We start from the raw sequence: 22617 nt of genomic DNA on the forward strand, positions 1-22617 counted from the left end.
TTATGTTTGATAGAGAAAAATGGAATGAAATTTTGGAGGCATTAACTGCCAATACTTTTCGAACGCTCATGACAGCTTTTGGAGTGTTTTGGGGTATATTTATTTTAGTCATTTTATTGGCTGCTTCTAACGGATTGGAAAATGGAGTCAAAAAAGGATTTGACGGAATCGCAACCAATACCATGTTTATGTGGACTCAAGGCACCTCAAAAGCATACAAAGGATTGCCTAAAACTAGACCATTCGATTTCAAGAACAATGATGTTGAAGCCTTAAAACAAAAATTCCCAGACCTTTTATATGTTTCTCCTCGCAATCAATTAGGTGATTTTAATGGGGTGAGTAACGTAGTTCGAGGAACGAAAACTGGAGCTTATACCATTTATGGAGATTATCCTGAGTTGATCAAGCAAGAGCAAATGGAAATTATCAAAGGCCGTTTTGTCAATCAACAAGATATAGTCTCGAGACGTAAAGTGGCAATAATTGGTAAAGGAGTTATTACAGAATTGTATTTGAATGCCGAAGAAGTAATTGGTACCTATATAAAAATAAACGGAGTCAATTTTATGGTAGTTGGAGTGTATAAATCCAAAGGAAATAATGGAGGAAATGGCGAAGGTGCTCAAAAAAACATATTCATTCCGTTTACCACTTTTCAACAAGCGTTTAATTTTGGGGATACAGTGGGTTGGATGGCACTAACAGCAAAAGACGATGCTTCCATAACTGCACTCAAACCGGGAATTTTAGCCTTTATGCGAGAAAGACATTCTATTCATCCCGATGACGAAAGAGCTGTTGGTAATTTTGATTTGTTCGAAGAGTTTCAAAAAGTGCAACAATTGTTTATGGTGCTAAAATTTATTGCCTATTTTGTTGGGACTTTAGTATTGTTATCTGGTGTAATTGGGATTTCAAATATTATGTTAATTGTTGTAAAAGAACGGACAAATGAAATCGGAATACGAAGAGCTTTAGGCGCAACACCCGGCGCAATTCGATCTCAAATATTATTAGAAGCCATTTTTCTAACCATAATAGCAGGTATGTTTGGAATCGCTGTGGCAACAGGATTATTGGCGATACTTAATATGATTTTAGCAACAATGCCTACCGATGGAATGATGTTTATCAATCCAAGTGTTGATTTGACGGTAGTGTTTATTGCTTTACTTATATTAGTAGGTTCTGGATTATTAGCCGGATTAATTCCCGCACAAACCGCCATAAATGTTAAACCAATAGATGCTTTACGAACAGAATAATAAATCAATCAAAAAACAATAATAATCGACTAAAAATAGTAAAATGAAAAAAGGAGTAACCATAACCGTATTGATTCTAATAGCGATAGTTTTTTTCGGGGCTTTGTATTATTTATACGCCAAAAACCAAGAATCACCAATCGTTTTTGAAACGGATAAAGTAGAAGTAAAAACCATTATTAAAAGCACTCTTGCAACCGGAAATATTGTTCCTGATGAAGAAGTATTAATTAAACCTAATATATCGGGTATCATAGAAGCGGTTTATATCAAAGCTGGCGAATCTGTAAAAGCTGGCGATATGATAGCCAAAATAAAAGTGGTTGCTAATGTGTCTAATTTGAGCAACACTCAAAACCAAGTTCAAACAGCCAAAATAAACTTGGAGAATCAAGAGAAATTATACCAAAGACAAAAAACTTTATTCGACAAAGGTGTTATTTCTGCAAATGATTTTGATGCGGTTCAAGTGGCTTACAAACAGGCCAAGCAAAATTATTCAGCTTCAAAGCAGGACTATGACATTGCAAAAACTGGAACCACTTCTGGACTGGGAAGTTATGCCAATACTACAATTCGTTCAACAGTAAACGGAATGGTGCTGGATGTTCCTGTAAAAGTGGGGAATCAAGTAATCGAAAGTAATAATTTCAACGAAGGAACAACCATCGCGAGTGTTGCCGATATCGGAAAAATGATATTTGTGGGTAAAGTAGATGAATCTGAAGTAGGGAAAATAAAACTGAATATGCCCATCGAAATTACTGTTGGAGCCATTGAGAACAAAAAATTTGAAGCCGTTTTGACTTACATTGCTCCAAAAGGAAAAACCGAAAATGGCGCCATTCAATTTGAAATAAAAGCAACTTTGACCAATAGAGACAATACATTTATCAGAGCAGGATTAAGTGCCAATGCTTCTATTATTTTAGAAAAAGCAGATAAAGTTCAATCCTTGAAAGAATCATTAATCCAATTTGACAAAAAAACACAAAAACCTTATGTTGAGATTGTTACCGGAACACAAAAGTTTCAAAGAAAAGATGTCGTTTTGGGTGTAAGTGATGGGATTTATGTAGAAGTGAAAAGCGGAATTAAATCTTCGGATAAAATTAAAGTTTGGAATCAAGGTTTGAAAGCAGACGAACCAAAACCTTAGATTTTTCTCCTAAAAACAAATAGAATTTCAAATAAATGTTAAATTTGTGTAGTACCTTTGCTACGCTTTCATTCAAATAATATGAAAAAAATTAATTATATCCCTTTCGTTATTATCCTGCTGTTTAGCTTGTCGATTCAGGCTCAAACAAAACAATGGACATTAGAAGAATGTATAAAATACGCTATAGATAACAATATCTCCATCAAACAAACTGAATTAGATACTAAAACGGCAGACATTGACAAAAAAGGTGCTATTGGAAATTTTATTCCTTCTTTAAATTCTAATGCAAACCACTCTTGGAATATTGGTTTAAATCAAGACCCAACAACGGGACTTTTAAGAAATCAAACTACACAGTATTCCTCATTTGGAGTCGGTGTTGGTTTTGATATTTATAAAGGTTTGCAAAATCAAAATACGCTTCGTAGAGCAAATCTATCGATTGTTGCGGCTAGATATCAATTGACAAAAATGCAGGAAGATGTAGCGTTAAATGTTGCCAATGCCTTCTTGCAAGTACTTTTCAATAAAGAAAATTTGAAAGTGCAACAGGAACAAAGAGCCATAAACGAAAAACAATTGTCTCGTTCCGAAGAATTAGTAAAAGCAGGATCCGTTCCTAAAGGAGATTTGTTAGACATAAAAGCAACTGTAGCTTCGGATAGTCAAAGAGTGGTTGCGGCAGAGAATTCACTGTTAATTTCTAAATTGAGCTTGGCTCAATTGTTACAGTTGAAAGAGTTTTATGATTTTGACGTGACCGATAATACCTCGGCCAAAGACGAAAACAACATATTGGCTCAAACTCCAATTGCTGTGTACGACAAAGCAAAAGAGCAAAGAACAGAATTGAAAATTGCCAAAACCAATTTAGAAATTTCCGAAAAAAATCTAGCCATCGCCAAAGGAGGTTTTCAGCCAACTTTACAAGGATTTTATAATATTAATACGAGAATTTCGTATGCTGATGTAATTTCTGGATTTGTGCCAAACCTATCCAATCCAACATCTGTTATTGGATTTGTTGAAGGAACAAGTCAAAACGTGTTATCTCCAAACTCAATTCCTGTATTGGGAAGTTCGCCTACTTTTAAGGACCAATTTATAGATAATAAAGGACAGTCTTTTGGAGTTCAACTAGCAATCCCAATTTTTAATGGTTGGTCAGTAAGAAATAATGTAGAACGTTCGAAAGTAAGTTTAGAAAAATCAAAAATTGCAGTTGAACAAGAAGAATTAACTTTGCAAAGAAATGTTTACACAGCCTTTACAGATGCCAAAGGTGGTTTGAATGCTTATGAATCTGCCCTTTCTGCTTTAGAGGCGAGACAAGAAGCTTATAATTATGCCAAAGAAAAATATGCAGTTGGAATGATGAATTCTTTCGATTTTAATCAATCGCAAACATTATATACCGTTGCACAATCAGAAGTGTTAAGAACCAAATACGACTATATTTTCAAAATAAAAATACTAGAATTCTACTTTGGAATTCCAATCATAAAAAACTAATTTATTATGTCTAAGAAAACTATTTATATATTAATTGGAGCGACCGTTGCCATCATTGGATTGTTAATTATACTTTCTAAATCGGGTGTTATTGGTAATAAAGACAAAGGAAAATCGGTAGAAATTACCAATGTTAACGCTACAACTATTGTCGAAACTGTTTCGGCAACTGGGAAAATTCAGCCCGAAATTGAAGTGAAAATATCCTCAGAAGTTTCCGGTGAAATTATAGCTTTGAATGTAATCGAAGGACAAGTGGTCAAAAAAGGAGACTTATTAGTAAAGATAAATCCAGATTTATACACTTCAGGATACAATCGTACCCTGTCTAATTTATCTGGAACTAAAGCAAATTTGAGCCAAGCCGATGCTTCCTTTAAAGAAGCCAAAGCCAATTATGACAGAAACAAAACATTATTTGATAAAGGAATTATTTCCAAATCGGATTGGGACAAAACAGTGGCGAGTTTTGAAGTTGCCAAAGCCAGCAAACAATCTGCTTATTTCAATGTGCAAAGTGCTTCGGCAACTGTAAATGAAGCCAAAGACAATCTTGGCAGAACCACGATTTATGCGCCAGCCGATGGAACAATTTCGGTACTAAACGTGGAATTGGGCGAACGAGTTTTAGGAACCCAACAAATGGCGGGAACCGAAATTCTTCGTGTGGCCAACCTGAATAATATGGAAGTGGAAGTCGATGTAAATGAAAATGACATCGTAAAAATAAAAGTGGGTAACGAAGCTAAGGTTGAGGTGGATGCTTATTTGAAAAAACAATTCAAAGGCATTGTAACGAGTATTTCCAATTCGGCGAGTTCTACTTTGACAGCGGATCAAGTAACCAATTTTAAAGTAAAAATTAGAATTTTGAAAGAATCGTATCAAGATTTATTAGAAGGGAAACCGGTGACTTATTCGCCTTTTAGACCAGGAATGACCGCAACGGTTGATATTATTACAAAAACAAGAGCTAGCGTTTTGGCTGTGCCAATTAGTTCAGTAGTGGTCAAATCAGACACGACAGCCGTAAAAGGATTTAAAGTGGAAGACGAAGACGAGAAAAAAGCTGCCCCAAAAAGCGACAAAAAACTAGAATGTGTTTTTGTAAAAGTAGGCGATAAAGCCAAAATCCGAATCATAAAAACAGGAATTCAGGACGATACGAATATTGAAGTTCTTACTGGACTCAAAAAAGGTGATGTTGTTATCACGGGACCTTATTCAACCGTTTCGAAGGATTTGAATTCTGGCGATAAAGTAACTATTGATAAAGTAGAAGAAAAAAAATAGTGTTCAGTTTGCAATAATCAGTTTTTAGCATTCAGTTCTTACTGCCTACTTATAATCTCTAACCTTTAACTTCTAACTTCTAACTTCTAACCTCTAACTTCAAACCTCTAACTTCTAACCTCTAACTTCAAACCTTGTCTTACATTCTCAACATCGAAACCGCTACCAAAAATTGTTCTGTTGCTTTGGCAAGAGACGGAAAAACTATTCTATGCAAAGAAATTGCCGAAGAAGGCTATTCTCATGCGGAACGTTTGCACGTTTTTATTGAAGAAATTATCAAGGAATCGGAAATAACTTTCCAAGATTTATCGGCGATTGCTGTGAGTCAAGGGCCAGGTTCTTACACCGGATTGCGTATTGGGGTTTCTGCCGCAAAAGGTTTGTGTTATGCTTTGGGAATTCCTTTGATTGCAGTAGATACTTTGCAAGTTTTGGCATCGCAAGTCAAGGTTTCCAACGGATTGATTATTCCAATGCTAGATGCCCGAAGAATGGAAGTCTATAGCGCTATTTTTACTCCAAATTTCGAAAACAAAAGAGCCGTTCAAGCCGAAGTAATCACCGAAAGCTCTTTCGAAAATTTGCGGGAAACCCTTTATTTTGTAGGTGATTGTGCCGAAAAAGGCAAGACTGTCTTGACCAAAGAAAACTTTATTTTCTTGGAAGAAATTAAATATCCATCAGCAAAAGAAATGAGCTTTTTGAGTTTTGATAAATATCAAAAAAATGACTTTGTAGATGTCGCCTACTTTGAACCGTATTATTTGAAGGATTTTATGATGACAGTTTCGAAAAAATAAATAATTTAATTGTTTTTTGCGGATGACTCTTTCACAAAAGGTTGAATCACAATTCCTGCAGTGTCAAAAGCCAATTTACAACTCTCCAAAGTTTCAGAGAAAACAGCACCAAAATCTTCGTTATTTGCCCAAGGCCTGACGGCGAGTTGAATCGAGCTATCAGTCAATAGCTTTACAGATACTTCTGCTTCGGGAGTTTTTAGTACCTTTGGGTTGTTTTTTAAAACTTCAGTGATAATATCTTTAGCTTTCTTGATTTCAGTGTCATAAGAAATCGAAATGGTCAAATCGGCCTTTCGAAATCTTTGCATCGAATAGTTGGTAATAATACCGTTGGACAAGGAACCATTTGGAATAAAAATCGTCTGATTGTTGGCATTGATTAATTTAGTTACAAATATTTGTATTTCGCTAACAGTTCCAATCATAGTTTGAGCCTCAATCGTATCGCCTACTTTGAACGGTTTGAATAGTATAATCAGCATTCCTCCAGCAAAATTTGACAACGATCCTTGAAGCGACAAACCTACGGCAAGTCCCATCGCCCCTAAGATTGCTACAAAGGATGAGGTTTCGATTCCTAATTTGGAAATGAAAGTTACAAACAACAACACTCTCAAAACCCAAAGCAGGATGTCGGCAAGAAATTTGGTCAAAGTAGGGTCAAGTTCCCTTTTTATCATTATTTTTCGAATGAGCCTGTTGATTACTCGAATTACGTAAAGGCCTACAAATAGAATTAGAAATGCCGATATCAATTTTGGAGAATAATCGATTAAAACTTTGATGAAAGTTTCTGCGTAATTGGCAATGTTTTCTGTGTTAACTGTCATTTTGTTTAATAAAAAACCTTCTCAATGGAGAAGGTTTTGGTTTACAAAGCAAATATACTTATAAATTTTAAATAATTATTTTTTGTCTTCTTCGATTTTTTCAACTGTTTCTTCCGCTACAGCTTTAGTTTCTTCAATTTTTTCAACTGTTTTTTCCGCTACAGCTTCTGTTGTCGTTACAGCTTCGGAAGTTAAATCGCTTATTTTTTCTTTTACAGTTTCCGAAGTGCTTTTGGCAAGTTCTTCAGCTTTATCTGCATATTCGCTAGCTTTTTCTTTTACGGTTTCTATTGCGTTTTCTATTGCTTCCTTGGCAGCAGGAATATATTCTTTTGCTTTTTCTTTGGCCATTTCTGCAAAATCTTCCACTTTGTCCACAAGTGGTGCTGTGGCTTCTTTTGCTTTCGCAAAGGCATCGGTTGCCATAGTTTCAGCTTGATCGGCTATCGAATCTACATCTATATTGGCTTTGCCAAATAGATTTTTAAAAAATGATGATACTCCCATAGTTTTTTGATTTTTAATTAGTTAGCAATAGTAAGCATTTTTATTTTAAGTTAAATTAAATTACTAACAATTTTCTGAAAATCATCAGTAGGAGTTAAACAAGTACGGTTTTGGCAAAGATAAAAAAGGGTTTGATCGGCAACAAATCGGTCTTTCAAAAAGGAAAGAGTCGAAACTTTTTTGGTTCCAGCCAAAACTACATTTGGAAAGTATAATGCATTTATTTTGCTGCAATATACCAATGCTGATTCTCCGCAAATCGCCAATTCCTTATTTTGTTCGGAATAATTCAAAGTCAAATCCATCCAATTCGAATAAGCAGACGGATATTGTATGTTTGGCATAATATTTTGCAACATTCTTTGACTTACTTTTTCGTAATAGGAGTTTTCAAAATAAATACTCAACAGAAACAAGTTTTTTCCCATAACCGAGTTCGATGCTGGAATTACATTGTCCTCAGTTTCGAAATGTGATGTTATTAGGGCTTCATCCAGATTGGAGGTAAAGGCAAAAAATCCTGATTTCTCGTCATAAAAATGTTCCAAACTATAATCTGTTAATTGTTTGGCATAGTGAAGCCATTTTTCGTCGAATGTTACTTCGTATAAACTAATAAAGGCGGAAATTACAAAGCAATAGTCCTCTAAATAACCGTTGATGGTGCTTTTCTCGTTTTTGTAATTATGGAACAAATTCCCTTCGTTTGACCACAAATTTTTAATGATAAAATTAGCATTTTTAAGGGCTAAAACGAGATAATTTTCATTTTCCAATGCTTTGTAAGCGTCAACAAAACCTTTGAGCATTATGGCGTTCCAAGAGGTTAGACATTTGTCGTCTAATCTTGGTTTTGAACGTTTTTCTCTTTTAATATAAAGGATTTGCTCCCAGAATAGTTTCTTTTTTTGAAGTGTCGAAAGGGTAATATTGTTGTTTTTTGCAATTTCGTCCAGACTTTTATTTTGAATCAAAACATAATTTCCGTCTTCCCACAATCCAAAGGTATTGATGTTGAAAACCTGACTAAATAAATCGAAATCATCGCCAATAATGGTTTTCAATTCAGGGATTTTCCAAACATAAAAAGCACCTTCTTCGAGATGATTTTCAGGATTTAAGCTATCGGCATCGAGGGCGCAATAAAAACCGCCTTCGGGATTCATTAATTCTCTTTCGACGAAAGAAATCGTTTTTTCGATGACTTCTTTGTACAACGGTTTTTTGGTCAATTTGAAAGCATCACTATACAAGGAAATCAACTGGCCGTTGTCGTACAGCATTTTTTCAAAATGAGGAACGTGCCATTTATTATCTACTGAATAACGCGAAAATCCTCCATCGACTGTGTCAAAAATTCCTCCGTAAGCCATTCTTGTCAAGGTGAGATTTACAAAATCGAACAATTTCATATCATTTTTTTGGAAAGCAAAACGCAATAAAAAATGATAATTATTGGGCATCATAAACTTTGGTGATCTTGACATTCCACCAAATTCCCAATCAAAATCTTCTTTCCACTTTTCGACTAAAGGAATTAAGTCTTCTTGATTTACTGTAGTTTCCGATTTTTTATTTTCAATAATACTCAATAATTGAATCCCTTCATGCAATTTTTCGGCATAATCAATCACTTTCTCAGGATTTGATAGATATACTTCTTGCAATTGGCCAAGAGTTTGTATCCATTCTTCCTTTCTGAAATACGTTCCGCCCCAAATGGGTCTTCCGTCAGGAAGTGTAACCACATTCAAGGGCCAACCGCCACGACGAGTCATAAGCTGAATGGCTTTCATATAAACCGCATCTACATCAGGACGTTCTTCACGATCGACTTTGATATTAACGAAATTTGTATTCATAACATCGGCCACTTCTTGGTCTTCGAAACTTTCGTGTTCCATAACGTGACACCAATGGCAAGCTGAATAACCAATACTTATGACAATTAGACTGTTTTTTTCTTTGGCTTCGTCCAATGAATTGGTATTCCAAGCTTTCCAATGTACAGGATTATTGGCGTGTTGCAGCAAATACGGGCTGGTTTCTTGAGAAAGTAAATTCATTTTTTAAGTTTTAATCAATCTGAAATCTGCAATCTAAAATCTAAAATATTAAGCGTTTATGGCTTCAACTTTAATGTCTTCGTCGTTAAGCATGCTTTTTAGCATATTTTCTATACCACTTTTTAGGGTAAATGTTGATGAAGGGCAACCGCTGCAAGCTCCTTGAAGAACTACTTTCACGGTTTTGTCGGCTTCGTTATACGATTCAAAAGCAATATTTCCACCGTCGGCTTGTACGGCTGGTTTTACATATTCTTCTAATATGTTGATGATTTGTTGCGAGGTAACATCAAGATTATCGAACTCTTTAGTTTTCGTTTTTTCTTGTTCAGCTTTGGCTACGATGATACTTTCGTCAAGAACTGTTCCACCGTTTTCGATGTATTGTTTGATAAAAGTTCTTAATTCCAATGTGATTTCGTCCCAGTTGTTGACTTCATATTTGGTTACCGAAATATAATTTTCATCGATGAAAATTTCTTTTACATACGGAAATTTGAATAATTCTTTTGCCAATGGAGAAGCTGCTGTATCATCAATATTTTTGAATTCAACAGGGCTTTTGGTCAACATTCGGCTTACCACAAATTTCAAAGCAGCCGGATTTGGAGTAGTTTCGCCATAAACGGTTATCGGTTGTTTTTGCGCTTTATTTTCAGATGGTGTAATGATTATTCCGCCATTGGTTACAAAGGTTTCGATTTGTTCCGCTACAGCATCTTTTACATCATCCCATTCTACAATGCTGAATTTTTCGATGGCAATGAAATTTCCCGAGATGTAAACTGTTTTTACAAATGGCAGATAAAATAATTGCTGTGCGAGAGGAGAATTTTTGGTCTCATCAATGTTTTTGAATTCAAAACTTTCATTCTGTGTGATAAAATCTTCGAATTCGAACTTTAATATACTTGCGTTTTGCGTTTCTTTAATAGCTATTTTTGACATAATTTTTTAATTTTTTACAAATTTAACAAAGATATTTTCTACTATTAACTATATTTGATTTTTTAAAGAATAAATTAACTTATATAACGTTTTAAGTTGATTAATAATTATTTTTTAATCGTTTGCCCCATTTTAAATGTAATTTTTTTTGAATGTACGATAAATTTAAGATTTTTATAGTTCTATTTTTTATAGCACATAATTCCTTTTCACAAATAGGAATTCCTGTCTATTCAGATTATTTATCGGATAATTATTATTTGCTTCATCCTTCGATGGCTGGGGCAGCAAATTGCGACAAAATAAGACTTACTGCAAGGAAACAATGGTTTGACCAGACAGATGCTCCAGCACTTCAGACCTTAAGTTATAATGGAAGAGCGGGCGAGAAATCTGGTCTTGGAATTATTCTTTTTAATGACAAAAACGGATATCACTCTCAAAAAGGCGCAAAATTAACTTATGCGCATCATCTTATGTTTTCTAGAGATGATATCGATTTGAATCAATTGTCATTTGGTATGAGTGCTGATTTTTCCCAAAGCCAATTAGATGAAACAGAGTGGTTGCAATCCGGAGATTTTGATCCAATTGTGAACGGAATTATTGTTCAAGATGCTTCTTATTTTAATATTGACTTAGGTGCTTCCTATAATTATCTTGATTTTTATGTTCACGGAACTATTCAAAATGTGATTGAAACAAAAAGAAAAATTTACACAGAGTACGAAAGTACTAATTTGAGAAGATATTTATTTAGTGCTGGTTATGTTTTTGGGGATAGAGACAAAATTTTGTGGGAGCCATCTCTGATGTTTCAACTTGTAGATCAAACCAAAGAAAAATCGATTGACATCAATATGAAAGCTTACAAGAGCTTCGATTTTGGTAGGCTTTGGGCAGCTTTATCGTATCGTACAAGTTTTGATGGTTCAGAATATCTTAGTGGTAGTGGGGTTTCTTCTCAAAAACTGCAATACTTATCGCCAGTTTTTGGAATCAATTACAATAAATTTATGTTTGCCTATACGTATTCTTATCTTTCTGGCGATGTGAATTTTGACACCGGGGGCTTTCATCAAATTACTTTGGGAATCGATTTGTTTTGCAAGCGCGAAAAATACGAATGTAATTGTCCTGCTATTAATTAGATTTTAAATTTATCCAATTTTAATTTCCATAAAATGCTAATAAAATCTGTAAACGGAAAAACACCTATTATTCCTGAGGATTGCTATGTGGCTGAAAATGCTACTATTGTTGGCGATGTTATCTTTGGACATTCTTGTAGTGTTTGGTTTAATGCTGTGGTTAGAGGTGATGTTCATTTTATAACCATTGGAAATAAAGTAAATATTCAAGATGGAGCCATTATTCATTGTACTTACCTAAAACACCCTACAATTATTGGGAACAATGTATCTATTGGTCACAATGCAATGGTTCACGGATGTGTGATTCACGACAATGTTTTAATAGGAATGGGTGCTATTGTTATGGATAATTGTGTTGTAAATAGTAATTCGATTATTGCTGCGGGTGCTGTTGTGACTCAAAATACAGTAGTTGAATCGGGTAGTATTTATGCTGGAATTCCAGCAAAAAAGGTAAAAGACATTGATCAATCAGATTTCGCCGGAGAAATTGAGCGCATTGCCAATAATTATGTGATGTATTCCGGTTGGTACAAAACTTAAGAATAATTTAATTCCTTAGAAATTTTTTTCGATTACTTCATATTGGTTTCCTAAAATTTCTGAAAGTACTTTTGGGTCAGAATTAGTATAAAATAGGGGTTCTCTATTTTTTAGATTTGACAATCCCACTTTTTTCTTCAAAACATTTTGAGTTTGGCGAGCCGCTGCTTCTCCCGAGTCTATGATTTGGATGTGAGCAGGAAGAATTTTTTTGATTTGGGGTATTAAATAGGGGTAATGACTGCATCCTAAGACGAGATAATCGATGTTTGCCTCAATCATTGGTGTGAGATAGGATTTAAGAAGAGTTGTCATTTCAGGCGAATTTATTTCACCTTTTTCAATAAGTTGCACAAATCCGTGACCTACTTGTTCTACAATTTTTGTGTTATGAAACTTTTCGACATTTTTATTAAAAAGCTCACTGTTTAAAGTTCCTTGAGTTGCTAAAATTCCAATGGTTTGAGTTTTCGAATGAGTTGCAGCTGGTTTTATCGCAGGCTCTATTCCGATAAAGGGCACTTTGTATTTTGCTCGTAATTCCTGAATAGCATTTGTAGTGGCGGTATTGCAAGCTACAACAATTAATTTGCAGTCCATATCGAGCAAAAATTCGGTATTCTTACAACTCAAAGCTATTATTTCGGCTTTAGATTTTTGACCATAAGGAGCGTTTTTGCTATCGGCTAGATAAATAGTTTTTTCGTCAGGAAGTAACTGATGAATTTCGGACCATATAGAAGTTCCTCCAATGCCTGAGTCAAAAATTCCTATAGGTTTATTGTTATCCATAGTAACAAAGTTAGTTGCATCTTTTTTAAAAACCTAAAAATTGATATTATAAAAAAAACGCTCAACCAAAAAAATTAGTTGAGCGCTTTTGAGAAGATAGATTTTTATTAGAAACCTAATTCTTTTTTTACATCTACAGTCAAGTTAGGACCGTCAGCAAGTAAAAGATTTGATCCATCAAGAACATATTGAAAACCTTTTGCTTTACCCACTTTCTGGATAGCAGCTCTTACTTTTTCGTAAATTGGTTTTGTTATTTCCTCTTGTTTAGTTTGCAATTCTTTTTGTGCATTTTGACCAAAATCTTGGATTCTTTTTTGCATGTCTTGAACTTCTTTTTGACGTTCAGCATTTACAGCATCTGTAACAGTTGCAGCTTCAGTATCATATTTCTTTAATTTGGCTTGAAATTCTTCGGCCATTTTTTTGTAATCTGCATCATAGGTGGCACTCAGTTTTTCTAGTTGTTTTTGAGCATCAAGCATTGCAGGCAATTTTGTCATAATGTCGCTTACATCAACGTGAGCTGCTTTTGCTTGAGCATTTATAGTTTGGCTAGCTCCTAAAACAAGTATTGCAGCAATTAGTAAAGTTTTGATTTGTTTCATTGTTTAAAATATTAATTAATTATTGTTTGTATTCTCTTTTGTTGTTTTTAATTTTTCTTCGTTTGCTTTTTTAGCGGCTTCTCTATCTTCTAGTATTTTTTTCTTTTTTTCTTCCAAAGCTTTTTTGCGTTCTTCTATTACTTTGTTTCTGTCCTCGATTGCTTTTGCTCTAGCTTCAGCTTGTTTTTGTTTTGCTTCTTCTGCAGGTGTTTTAGCTGTAGTGTCTTTTGTAACGGCTGTTTCTGTTGCAGTTTTATCTGGTTCAGTTGCTGTAGATGTTGGAGTATTTCCATCTCCTTTTACTGTATTGTCAGAAACCGTGCCAGTTTTTTTAGTGTCTTTTGCTTCTAAGGCTTGTTTTCTTTTTTCTTCTTGAGCTTTTTTATTTTCTTCTGCCGCTTTTTTGCGGTCCTCTAGCGTTTTTGCTCTAGCTTCAGCTTGTTTTTGTTTTGCCTCTGCAGCTGTTGAAGCGGCAGTTTTTGCACCCTGATTTTGTGCATCAGGGTTTGCAGTTGCTTCCGTTGTTTTGTTCGTTGTAGGAAGTGCAGCTGATTTTTTTGCTACTCTTTCATCAAGAATTTGTTGTCTTCTTTCTTCTAAAGCTTTTTTCTTGTCTTCAACTGCTTGTTGTCGAATTCTAAGCGTTTCAGCTCTTTGATCGGCTTGTGCTTGTTTTGCTTCTGCAGCAGCGGTTGCAGCGGCTTCTTTGTCTATACTATTATCAGATGAAGTTGTCGTTTTAGTTGTTGATGGAGCGGTTCCATTCTTTTTCGCTTCTCTATCGGCCGCAATTTGTAATTTTCTATCTTCAGCAGCTTTTCGTCTTTCTTCTTGTGCTGCTAATCTATCAGCAATAACTGCATCTCGAGTTGCTTTTTTTGCATCCAAAGATTTTTGTTTTTTTGCCAATTCAGGATTGTCATACAATGCTTCTTCTTTGGCTTCTCGATCTGCTTCTTCTTTGAGTTGTTTTTTTGTTAATTGTTCTCTTTTTTCTGTTCTATTCAAAACACGAACTATTTGGTCACTGATGTCAAATCGTTTTGCTGCAAAAAGCATGGTCATATCTGACGTTTTGTCAAAAATAAAATCATATTTTTTGGTTTCAGCTATATCTTGAACTATAGTAAATACTTGGTCTTGAATGGGTTTTGTTAAAGCATTTTTTTGCGTCATTAAATCACCGTTTGGGCCAAATCTTTTTTGTTGGTATTCTAAATTTTCATTTTCAAGGAAAGCAATCTCACTAATCCTTTCTTCAATAAGACCTTTTGTCAATAAGGCTTTTTCGGCTTTTAAAGCTTCTTTTAGTTTATTGATTTCATTTTTTTTGGCTTCAACTTCTTGCTTCCATTTTTGGGCTTTTTGTTCTAGTTGGTTTTGCGCTTCGGTGTAATCGGGTACATTTTGCAAAATGTATTCCATATCAATATACCCCACTTTCGTGCCTTTAGTTTGTGCCTGAACCGTATTCGCTACAGTTAGGGCTAAAAATATAAATAAAAATTCTTTTCTCATAACGTAGATGTATTAGAAAAATTTATATCCAACTATTAAAATTGTTGGCCAATAATAAAGTGCGTTTCCCAACCATTTGCTTTTGGAGATAGTTGACCATTTGCCATTGGCAATCCATCAAATCCATATCCAAAATCTATTCCCAATAATCCAAATGCAGGCATAAAAACTCTTAATCCTACTCCTGCAGAACGGCTTAAAGCAAAAGGATTGTAATTCTTGAAGGTGTCAAACGAAGATCCTGCTTCTAAGAATGTTAGTGCATATATTGAGGCCGATGCTTTTAAGGTTATAGGATATCTCAATTCCAATGAAAACTTATTGTAAATGTTTGCACCATTTGATTCTTGACCATCGCTAACAGGGGTTAATGAGCCATTAGGATATCCTCTTAAGGCTACTGTTTCTCTACCGTCCATTGAATAATTTGCCATACCATCACCTCCTAAAAAGAATCTTTCGAAAGGAATAATTCCTCTTTCTTGATTATAAGCCCCTAAGAAACCAAATTCGATTAATGACCTTAAAACTAATGGACTCTTATTTGTTCCAGCTACTTTTGTGTACCAATCTGCTTTGAATTTTACTTTGTAATATTCTAGCCAATTGTATTTTTTCTGATCTACTTTTGCAGGGTCAGCAGCACCATCTTTATAATCTGCAACACTGCTTGGTGTCGGATTTGTTGTACTTGGAATAGCCTCTAAGTAATCTCCATTATTTACTCTAATTCCATTATTTCCGGTGTATGAAGGTCCAGAATAAATGTATTTATATTCTTTTTGATCGCCTAAGGTTGCATAATCCACACCATTAAATAAAGAGTAAGGCAGTGTAAACTTTCCAGTTAGACTAAATTCTGCACCATATATTGGAAATATTGGATTGATTCCTTTGTTGCTACGCGAAAATCCTATTGTATAAGCTAAGTTTCTTGATGCTCCATCGCCAAAAGTAAATAGACCTGTATTATAATTTTTTAAGTCGTAATGTTGGTAACTTATAGTTTGTGATAATCCGAAGTAATCATCAGGAATGGTAAGTCTTTTGTATATACCTGCTGAAATTGTTAAGATGTTAAAACTTCTACTTTTGTCTACTCTTTGAGTTTGAAAATTATTGTAATACTGACTTGTGTAAGATAACGAAGTGTTTAATTGTACCGGTTTTCTTTTTCCAAACCAAGGTTCTGAAAACGAAAGACTGTAGGTTCTATAGTACGAACTTGCTTGTAATCGTAGTGATACTTTTTGACCATCACCCATAGGAAGAGGTTTGTAAGCTTCTTTCTTAAATAGATTTCTGGCAGAAAAATTATTAAACGACAGTCCTAAAGTCCCTATGAAACCACCTCCACCATAACCACCTTGCAATTCTATTTGACTGGCTCCTTTTTCTGTCAAAGGATATTCTATATCAACAGTTCCAGCTGCCGCATCAACATTTTTGAATTTGGGTTCAATAGTTTCAGGATCAAAAAATCCCAATTGTCCAATTTCACGAATAGTTCTGATAAGCAAATCTTTATTGTATTTTTCTCCTGGTTTTGTTCTCAACTCACGATACACAACATGATCGTTTGTTTTGTCATTTCCTGTTACCGTAATTTTGTTGAAGTACGCAATTGGGCCTTCGGTAATTCGAATTTCAAAATCGATGGAATCATTTGCTGTTTTGGTTTCCACTACGTTAATATTAGAAAACAAATATCCGTTATTTTGATATAAATTGGTGATATCATCTCCATCTGGTTTTGACTTATCTGCAATTCTTTTTTCTAAAAGTACTCCATTATAAGTATCCCCTTTTTTGATACCAATCATTCCCATAAGTCCTTCGTCTGAATACATTGTATTTCCAAGGAATTTGATATTTCCAAAACGGTATTTATTGCCTTCTTCAACTTTTATTATTATCATTAAAGCCTTTAAATCTTCATTGTAAGCTACTGAATCTGATATAATTCGGGCATCTCTGTATCCACGTTCTTTGTAAGCTGCAATCACTTTTTCTATGTCATCATCGTATTTTGCTTGGATAAATTTAGATGTTTTGATGCTGATTAGCGTTTTTCTCTTTGTATCTTTCATCGCTGCACGTAGGGTTTCAGATTTTATTTCCTTATTTCCTTCGAATACAATATCTTTAATTTTGACTTTCGATCCTCTATCAATTTTTACAACCATATTAACATGGTTTACTAGCGAAGTATCAATAACGGTATTTATGGTTACTTTGGTATTGTAAAAACCATCTTTTTTGTATTTATTTTCGATGTAATTTTTGGTGGTAGTGATTAAATTTTCATTGACTACTTTCTCTTTTGTAAGGCCGTTGTCTTTTATTAATCCTTCAATTTTGCTTTTATTAATGCCAACAAATTTTACTTCATTTAATTTCGGCAATTCTTCGACAAGTAAATCAAGGTAAATACTGTCTTTTTCAATTCTGTTTATATAAAAGGAAATTTCGTCAAAAAGTCCTAGCTTCCCTAGTTTTTTGATTGCATTACTTATTTCTTCACCTGGAACAGTGATTTCCTGACCTTTTTCTAGACCTGCAAATGTAGTTACAGTATTTGCGTTAAAACTTATTTTTCCGACTATATCAACCTTAGCTAGTATGTACGTTTTTCCTTGGTCGAATGGTACTCGTTCTTGTGCTTTAATTTGCGAAAAACTTCCAAAAATCAATAGGCCTATGAGTAACTTTATGCTTTTTTGTAACACTAAAAAATTATTTAATTTGTTCACTTGTTTTTCCAAATCTACGCTCTCTTTTTTGATAACTAATGATAGCCTCATACAAATCTTGTTCTTTAAAGTCTGGCCATAATATATCGGTAAAATATAACTCTGCGTAGGCAATTTGCCATAACAAAAAATTACTTATTCTATGCTCTCCACTTGTTCTGATTAATAAATCTACCTCTGGTAAATTTCGCGTGTAAAGATGCTCATTTATAATTGAATCGTCAATAGAGTCTATTGAAATTATATTATTTTTAACTTTATCGCTAATGTTTCTTACAGCATTTACTATTTCATCTCTTGAACCATAGCTTAAGGCTAGGGTTAGTGTCATTCGAGAATTGTTCTTTGTTTTTTCAATGACGTCCAGAAGTTCGTTTTGTGCTGATTTAGGTAATTTTTCTAAGTTGCCAATGGTGTTTAATTTGATGTCGTTGTCTTGCAAAGTTTTAAGCTCTTTCTTCAATGATCTGACTAAAATTTTCATCAAAGTGTCGACTTCAATTTTGGGTCTGTTCCAGTTTTCGGTAGAAAAAGCATAAAGTGTAAGATTTTCTATTCCTAATTTAGCACAAGACTTTATTATTTCTTTTACCGATTTTGTTCCACTTTCGTGACCTAAAGTTCTTAAAAAGCCTTGCTTTTTTGCCCAGCGACCATTGCCGTCCATAATGATAGCTAAATGTTTGGGTAAATTTGTTAAGTCTATTTTATCTTTTAAATTCATTTTTTATTCTGCGCAATAACAGGGTTTGTTTCCAAAGGTATAAGTTAGTGTCACCCCCGAAAAAACATACCAATCGTTATTATTTATATTTCCAAATTTCATCAAGGCACCGTCCTTTGGATTGCTGCCATCTAAATTATCCGTAAAGGTATATCTTGCTCCAACTTCTAATGCTAAAATCACATGAGGGAATACATTCGATTTTATTCCCAATGTCATTGGAATAGCGAATGCACCCGTTCTTTGCTCTGTTACAATATTGTTAGATTTTAAATAGCTATCCCGAAATCTCAAATAATTTAATCCTGAATGAACATAAGGCGTGTATTTCATTTTTACTTCGTGCAAATTAAAATCAAAAAAATTAAATTCAAGGCCTAAAGATACTTCTTTTATACTATTTCTAAAATGATATCCTCTTTGATTTCTACTTGGTTCGTCAGAATCAAGGTCGTTAGCTGAATAATAGGCGCCATTTAATGAAAAACGATAGGCGAGTCTGGGATTTTTATTCCATTTATATAAAATCCCCATCGCAAGTTCGTTCGGGGCAATATATGTGGTAGATCCAACGTCACCAATATAGTTACTACCACCAACAAAAACACCAATTTCATGAATTTGTGCATTCATAGAAAAGAAGAAAAACAAGAAAATTAGATTAAATAATTTATACATTTAATTAAAAATTGCGTGCAAATATAATAATTATCAACGCCAATAAACATTCATTCTGTTAAATGTATAAATAATTGGATAATTGAAACTAAAATTATTTGGGAATCACTGTCTATAATAGTACAGAAACGGCAAAAAACGGAATATTGTATATCGTAGCGCTAATTTGATTTAATTTCTACGATCCTCTCCCCAAAACAACTTATTTCGTAATGTTTTCAAGAAGGTTGCATCTGGAATTTCTACCATATTTATTTCAAAAGGAGATTTCTTGATGTATAAAATAGTATCATTCTTGACAGAAAATAATCTTGAATCTAAAGAAACTAAATAATGGTCGTCTCTCCCTGAAACTTTGAGTCTAATTTCTGTTTCATCGGTAACCACTAGCGGGCGCGCATTAAGATTATGCGGTGCAATTGGAGTAATTACAAAACTTTCCACATTTGGAGTCAAAATTGGACCTCCGCAACTCAGAGAATATCCTGTAGAACCTGTTGGCGTTGCTATAATCAAACCGTCGGCCCAATAGGAATTTAGGTATTCGTTGTTCAAATATGTTTCGATGGTTATCATCGATGTGGTTTCTTTCCTGCTTACAGAAATTTCATTAATGGCAAAATTTAGGTCTTTTATGGCTTCATTTTCTGGCAAACAAGATAAACTGAGCAAGGTTCTTTTAGATATAGTATACTTTTTATCGATAATAAACTGCAAGAATTCAGCAATATTGTCTTTTTGAACTGTAGCCAAAAACCCCAAACGACCTGAGTTTATTCCTAAAATAGGGACCCCAGAATCTCTGACTAATGTTGCTGCTCTTAAAATAGTTCCGTCTCCGCCAATGCTTATCAGAACATCAAAACTGCTGTCTAGTTCAGTATGAGACTCAAATGTAGGATACTCTTTTTTGATAAGTTTTTTTTCGAATAAGATTTCTAGAAAATAGGATTCGATAATCATCTCAACATTATTCTTAATCAAAAAAGCAAAAATATCTTTTATGATGGGTTCTGTACTATTTTGATAGTATTGACCGTAAATGGCTATTTTCATTTATTAGATATTGAGATATTTGTCTAAATAATCCGAACGTTCCTTTAATGTGTTGATGTAATTGTCTTCATAATGTTCCGAAATTATTTCATAGTTGTATCTTCTAAAAGATTGAATTATTTCGTTCATCACTCCTAAACTAATTTTTATAGTTACTTGTGTGCTGTCTGAATCAGCTTCTGATATAAATAAACCCAAGATTTTGCCATTATTACTTTCGATGATTTGGGTGATCTCTCCCATCGAATACCCTGATGTATTTTTTTTAACCACAAGTATTCCGCCAGATTCTTGTAAAAAAGGAGTTTCGTGAAAAAAATTCAGGATGTCTCTAATTTCATAATAACCTAAATATTGGTTTTTTTGGTCCAAAACAGGAACTAAATTGGAATGGTTTTTAGCAAAAACTTCCAAAACATCGAGCCAAATCATATTTTCTCTGGCAAAAAAACCTTCGAGAGAATAGCGATAATCCAAAACTTTTTTGACTCCATCAAGCGTTTCAATATCATCGGAACCAATGCTACCTATATATATTCCTTCTTCGACAACAGGAAAATGCGAAAAAGTTAATTCGTTAAAAAACTCTTGAACAGCCGCAATAGTTTCCTGACTGTCAATCGCTTTGTAATCATTACTAATATAGTTTGTAATCTCCGTCATATATTCATCCTAAATATTTGATGCAAAATAATCAAAATTATGCAATAACAGCAAATTTTACTTTGTATTTTTGCCCTTCAAAGCCTGAAAATTATTCCAATGACAAAGTTAAGCGTAAATATTAACAAAATAGCTACTTTACGAAACGCTCGTGGAGGAAATGTTCCCGATTTACTAAAAGTAGCCACCGATATTCAAAAATTTGGTGGACAGGGAATCACTATTCATCCAAGACCCGACGAAAGGCATATTCGTTATCAAGATGCCCGAGATTTGAAATCGATCGTTTACACCGAATACAATATCGAAGGAAATCCTGAGAGGAGCTTCATCGATTTGGTTCTCGAAATCAAACCCGAACAAGTGACTTTGGTGCCCGATGCAGTTGATGCAATAACCTCAAATGCAGGTTGGGACACTATTAAAAACAAGGATTTTTTAACCGAAATGGTACAAGAATTTCAAAGAAACGGAATCAGAACTTCTATTTTTGTGGACCCTGTTCTCGAAATGATTGAAGGTGCCAAAATTATTGGAACCGAAAGAATCGAATTGTATACTGAAGCTTTTGCCCACGATTACGGTTTGGGAAACAAAAATGGAATTGACCCTTATGTTAAATCTGCAGTTTTGGCAAATGAATTGGGCTTGGGGATCAATGCGGGGCACGATTTGAGTCTCGACAATATTCAGTTTTTTAATCAAAATATTCCCGGATTATTGGAGGTTTCTATTGGTCACGCACTCATTTCCGAAGCTATTTATTTGGGATTGGACAATGTAGTCAATATGTATTTGCAAAAATTGAAATAGTTTTTAATAAATAGAAAAGAATTTGGAAAGCAATCTGCAATCTAAAATCTGCAATCTGCAATCTAAAATTTAATGTTGTATTCAAAAATAGAAGGCGAAGGCACCCGAGCCGAAGGTGAATCGAGCGAAGCTAAACCACTACTAATTATTCATGGATTTCTAGGGATGTCTGATAATTGGAAAACAATCGGGACGCAATTCGCAGCCGATGGATTTCATGTACATTTACTTGATTTGCGCAATCACGGCAAGAGTTTTCATTCGGATGAGTTTAGTTACGCAATAATGGCTCAGGATGTTTTTGATTATTGTCAAGCCAATAATCTCCAAAAAATCAATATTCTAGGGCATTCGATGGGCGGAAAAACAGCTATGCTTTTTGCCGCAAAGTATCCAGAAATGGTTGAAAAATTAATTGTTGCCGACATTGGTCCAAAATTTTATCCTCAACATCATCAAACTATTTTCGAAGGATTGAATGCAGTGGATTTTACATTAAAACCTAGTCGAAATGAAGTCGAAGAAATTTTATCGAAATATATTTTCGATTTTGGAACACGTCAATTTCTGATGAAAAGTTTGTTCTGGCAAGAGCCGGGACAATTGGCTTTTCGATTTAATTTGGCCGTTTTCAATGTCAATATGGATGAAATTGGAAAGCCACTTCCGGAGGATGCTATTTTCAATAAACCAACACTTTTTATTCGGGGAGGTAATTCGAATTATATACTCGATGAAGATTTCGAATACATTAAAAAACATTTTCCAGATTCTAGAATTGAAACTATTCCGAATGTTGGGCATTGGCTTCACGCCGAAAACCCAAAATTGTTTTATGAAATTACGAGTTCTTTTTTGAAATAAAAGCATAAAAAAGCCCTTTTCATCAATTTGAAAAGGGCTTTATCTTTGAAAAACTA

At 34.2% G+C, this 22617-nt stretch carries 21 protein-coding genes; 9 read left to right on the forward strand and 12 right to left on the reverse strand.

Annotation, left to right across the window (positions count from 1 at the left end; all coding sequences use genetic code 11):
* Positions 1–2: 2 nt before the first annotated feature.
* From FNW17_RS02745 to tsaB, 5 genes are all read left to right on the forward strand, one after another.
* Complete coding sequence (locus FNW17_RS02745; protein ID WP_144070816.1) at positions 3–1268, forward strand: ABC transporter permease; 1266 nt, start codon at positions 3–5, stop codon at positions 1266–1268.
* Between the two features lie 43 nt (positions 1269–1311).
* On the forward strand, positions 1312–2427 hold the full coding sequence (locus FNW17_RS02750; protein WP_144070817.1) for an efflux RND transporter periplasmic adaptor subunit: 1116 nt from the start codon (positions 1312–1314) through the stop codon (positions 2425–2427).
* A gap of 81 nt (positions 2428–2508) precedes the next feature.
* On the forward strand, positions 2509–3945 hold the full coding sequence (locus FNW17_RS02755) for a TolC family protein (RefSeq protein ID WP_144070818.1): 1437 nt from the start codon (positions 2509–2511) through the stop codon (positions 3943–3945).
* A gap of 6 nt (positions 3946–3951) precedes the next feature.
* Complete coding sequence (locus FNW17_RS02760) at positions 3952–5238, forward strand: efflux RND transporter periplasmic adaptor subunit (RefSeq protein ID WP_144070819.1); 1287 nt, start codon at positions 3952–3954, stop codon at positions 5236–5238.
* Between the two features lie 134 nt (positions 5239–5372).
* Complete coding sequence (gene tsaB, locus FNW17_RS02765) at positions 5373–6041, forward strand: tRNA (adenosine(37)-N6)-threonylcarbamoyltransferase complex dimerization subunit type 1 TsaB (RefSeq protein ID WP_144070820.1); 669 nt, start codon at positions 5373–5375, stop codon at positions 6039–6041.
* Between the two features lie 5 nt (positions 6042–6046).
* Here tsaB and FNW17_RS02770 read toward each other — a convergent pair whose 3' ends face one another.
* From FNW17_RS02770 to FNW17_RS02785, 4 genes are all read right to left on the reverse strand, one after another.
* Positions 6047–6874, reverse strand: a complete 828-nt coding sequence (locus FNW17_RS02770) for a mechanosensitive ion channel family protein (RefSeq protein ID WP_143390653.1) — start codon at positions 6872–6874, stop codon at positions 6047–6049.
* A gap of 75 nt (positions 6875–6949) precedes the next feature.
* Positions 6950–7381, reverse strand: a complete 432-nt coding sequence (locus tag FNW17_RS02775) for a YtxH domain-containing protein (protein ID WP_185964814.1) — start codon at positions 7379–7381, stop codon at positions 6950–6952.
* 50 nt (positions 7382–7431) lie between these two features.
* Complete coding sequence (locus tag FNW17_RS02780) at positions 7432–9447, reverse strand: thioredoxin domain-containing protein (protein WP_143390652.1); 2016 nt, start codon at positions 9445–9447, stop codon at positions 7432–7434.
* A 48-nt stretch (positions 9448–9495) separates the two neighbouring features.
* Positions 9496–10395 (reverse strand): NifU family protein, encoded by a 900-nt coding sequence (locus FNW17_RS02785; RefSeq protein WP_143390651.1) that lies wholly within the window; start codon positions 10393–10395, stop codon positions 9496–9498.
* A gap of 152 nt (positions 10396–10547) precedes the next feature.
* On the opposite strand from FNW17_RS02785, the gene FNW17_RS02790 reads away from it, so the two are divergent.
* Entirely contained in the window at positions 10548–11546 is a 999-nt protein-coding gene (locus FNW17_RS02790) for a PorP/SprF family type IX secretion system membrane protein (protein ID WP_143390650.1), read from the forward strand.
* Between the two features lie 33 nt (positions 11547–11579).
* Positions 11580–12092, forward strand: a complete 513-nt coding sequence (locus tag FNW17_RS02795) for a gamma carbonic anhydrase family protein (protein ID WP_143390649.1) — start codon at positions 11580–11582, stop codon at positions 12090–12092.
* A gap of 15 nt (positions 12093–12107) precedes the next feature.
* On the opposite strand, the gene murI is transcribed toward FNW17_RS02795, so the two are convergent.
* The 8 genes from murI to FNW17_RS02835 all read right to left on the reverse strand — a co-directional run bounded on the left by murI (position 12108) and on the right by FNW17_RS02835 (position 20884).
* The gene (gene murI / locus FNW17_RS02800; RefSeq protein WP_144070821.1) at positions 12108–12884 is read right to left on the reverse strand and encodes a glutamate racemase; all 777 of its coding nucleotides are present in this window, start codon (positions 12882–12884) and stop codon (positions 12108–12110) included.
* 107 nt (positions 12885–12991) lie between these two features.
* Positions 12992–13492, reverse strand: coding sequence for an OmpH family outer membrane protein (locus FNW17_RS02805; protein WP_143390647.1), 501 nt, complete (start codon positions 13490–13492; stop codon positions 12992–12994).
* A 15-nt stretch (positions 13493–13507) separates the two neighbouring features.
* Entirely contained in the window at positions 13508–15010 is a 1503-nt protein-coding gene (locus FNW17_RS16720; protein WP_143390646.1) for an OmpH family outer membrane protein, read from the reverse strand.
* 35 nt (positions 15011–15045) lie between these two features.
* Positions 15046–17814, reverse strand: a complete 2769-nt coding sequence (locus tag FNW17_RS02815; protein WP_144070822.1) for a BamA/OMP85 family outer membrane protein — start codon at positions 17812–17814, stop codon at positions 15046–15048.
* Positions 17747–18487 (reverse strand): isoprenyl transferase, encoded by a 741-nt coding sequence (locus FNW17_RS02820; protein ID WP_143390644.1) that lies wholly within the window; start codon positions 18485–18487, stop codon positions 17747–17749. The genes FNW17_RS02815 and FNW17_RS02820 overlap by 68 nt, the downstream gene beginning before the upstream one ends.
* A 3-nt stretch (positions 18488–18490) precedes the next feature.
* A complete protein-coding gene (gene porG, locus FNW17_RS02825; protein WP_143390643.1) occupies positions 18491–19165 on the reverse strand; it encodes a type IX secretion system protein PorG in 675 nt (224 codons plus the stop codon).
* Between the two features lie 171 nt (positions 19166–19336).
* Positions 19337–20221, reverse strand: a complete 885-nt coding sequence (locus FNW17_RS02830) for an NAD kinase (RefSeq protein WP_143390642.1) — start codon at positions 20219–20221, stop codon at positions 19337–19339.
* 3 nt (positions 20222–20224) lie between these two features.
* On the reverse strand, positions 20225–20884 hold the full coding sequence (locus tag FNW17_RS02835) for a CBS domain-containing protein (RefSeq protein WP_144070823.1): 660 nt from the start codon (positions 20882–20884) through the stop codon (positions 20225–20227).
* Positions 20885–20983: 99 nt separating this feature from the next.
* On the opposite strand from FNW17_RS02835, the gene FNW17_RS02840 reads away from it, so the two are divergent.
* Positions 20984–21697: a pyridoxine 5'-phosphate synthase gene (locus tag FNW17_RS02840; protein WP_143390641.1), complete on the forward strand. Its 714-nt coding sequence runs from the start codon at positions 20984–20986 to the stop codon at positions 21695–21697.
* A 72-nt stretch (positions 21698–21769) separates the two neighbouring features.
* Positions 21770–22561, forward strand: a complete 792-nt coding sequence (locus FNW17_RS02845) for an alpha/beta fold hydrolase (protein WP_143390640.1) — start codon at positions 21770–21772, stop codon at positions 22559–22561.
* Positions 22562–22617: the final 56 nt, after the last annotated feature.

Origin of the sequence: Flavobacterium franklandianum (genome assembly GCF_007097365.1) — a bacterium.
In the GTDB taxonomy this organism is placed as follows: Bacteria; Bacteroidota; Bacteroidia; order Flavobacteriales; family Flavobacteriaceae; genus Flavobacterium; species Flavobacterium franklandianum.

Excerpts from the sequence above, each read along its gene's own strand:
- FNW17_RS02780 (WP_143390652.1), bottom strand. The coding sequence starts at position 9,447 with ATGAATTTACTTTCTCAAGAAACCAGCCCGTATTTGCTGCAACACGCC.
- FNW17_RS02845 (WP_143390640.1), top strand. The coding sequence starts at position 21,770 with ATGTTGTATTCAAAAATAGAAGGCGAAGGCACCCGAGCCGAAGGTGAA.
- FNW17_RS02745 (WP_144070816.1), top strand. The coding sequence starts at position 3 with ATGTTTGATAGAGAAAAATGGAATGAAATTTTGGAGGCATTAACTGCC.
- FNW17_RS02790 (WP_143390650.1), top strand. The coding sequence starts at position 10,548 with ATGTACGATAAATTTAAGATTTTTATAGTTCTATTTTTTATAGCACAT.
- FNW17_RS02785 (WP_143390651.1), bottom strand. The coding sequence starts at position 10,395 with ATGTCAAAAATAGCTATTAAAGAAACGCAAAACGCAAGTATATTAAAG.
- porG (WP_143390643.1), bottom strand. The coding sequence starts at position 19,165 with ATGTATAAATTATTTAATCTAATTTTCTTGTTTTTCTTCTTTTCTATG.
- FNW17_RS02805 (WP_143390647.1), bottom strand. The coding sequence starts at position 13,492 with ATGAAACAAATCAAAACTTTACTAATTGCTGCAATACTTGTTTTAGGA.
- FNW17_RS02835 (WP_144070823.1), bottom strand. The coding sequence starts at position 20,884 with ATGACGGAGATTACAAACTATATTAGTAATGATTACAAAGCGATTGAC.
- FNW17_RS02770 (WP_143390653.1), bottom strand. The coding sequence starts at position 6,874 with ATGACAGTTAACACAGAAAACATTGCCAATTACGCAGAAACTTTCATC.
- FNW17_RS02795 (WP_143390649.1), top strand. The coding sequence starts at position 11,580 with ATGCTAATAAAATCTGTAAACGGAAAAACACCTATTATTCCTGAGGAT.
- FNW17_RS02755 (WP_144070818.1), top strand. The coding sequence starts at position 2,509 with ATGAAAAAAATTAATTATATCCCTTTCGTTATTATCCTGCTGTTTAGC.
- FNW17_RS02760 (WP_144070819.1), top strand. The coding sequence starts at position 3,952 with ATGTCTAAGAAAACTATTTATATATTAATTGGAGCGACCGTTGCCATC.
- FNW17_RS02750 (WP_144070817.1), top strand. The coding sequence starts at position 1,312 with ATGAAAAAAGGAGTAACCATAACCGTATTGATTCTAATAGCGATAGTT.
- FNW17_RS02830 (WP_143390642.1), bottom strand. The coding sequence starts at position 20,221 with ATGAAAATAGCCATTTACGGTCAATACTATCAAAATAGTACAGAACCC.
- FNW17_RS02840 (WP_143390641.1), top strand. The coding sequence starts at position 20,984 with ATGACAAAGTTAAGCGTAAATATTAACAAAATAGCTACTTTACGAAAC.
- murI (WP_144070821.1), bottom strand. The coding sequence starts at position 12,884 with ATGGATAACAATAAACCTATAGGAATTTTTGACTCAGGCATTGGAGGA.
- FNW17_RS02815 (WP_144070822.1), bottom strand. The coding sequence starts at position 17,814 with ATGAGGCTATCATTAGTTATCAAAAAAGAGAGCGTAGATTTGGAAAAA.
- FNW17_RS02820 (WP_143390644.1), bottom strand. The coding sequence starts at position 18,487 with ATGAATTTAAAAGATAAAATAGACTTAACAAATTTACCCAAACATTTA.
- FNW17_RS02775 (WP_185964814.1), bottom strand. The coding sequence starts at position 7,381 with ATGGGAGTATCATCATTTTTTAAAAATCTATTTGGCAAAGCCAATATA.
- FNW17_RS16720 (WP_143390646.1), bottom strand. The coding sequence starts at position 15,010 with ATGAGAAAAGAATTTTTATTTATATTTTTAGCCCTAACTGTAGCGAAT.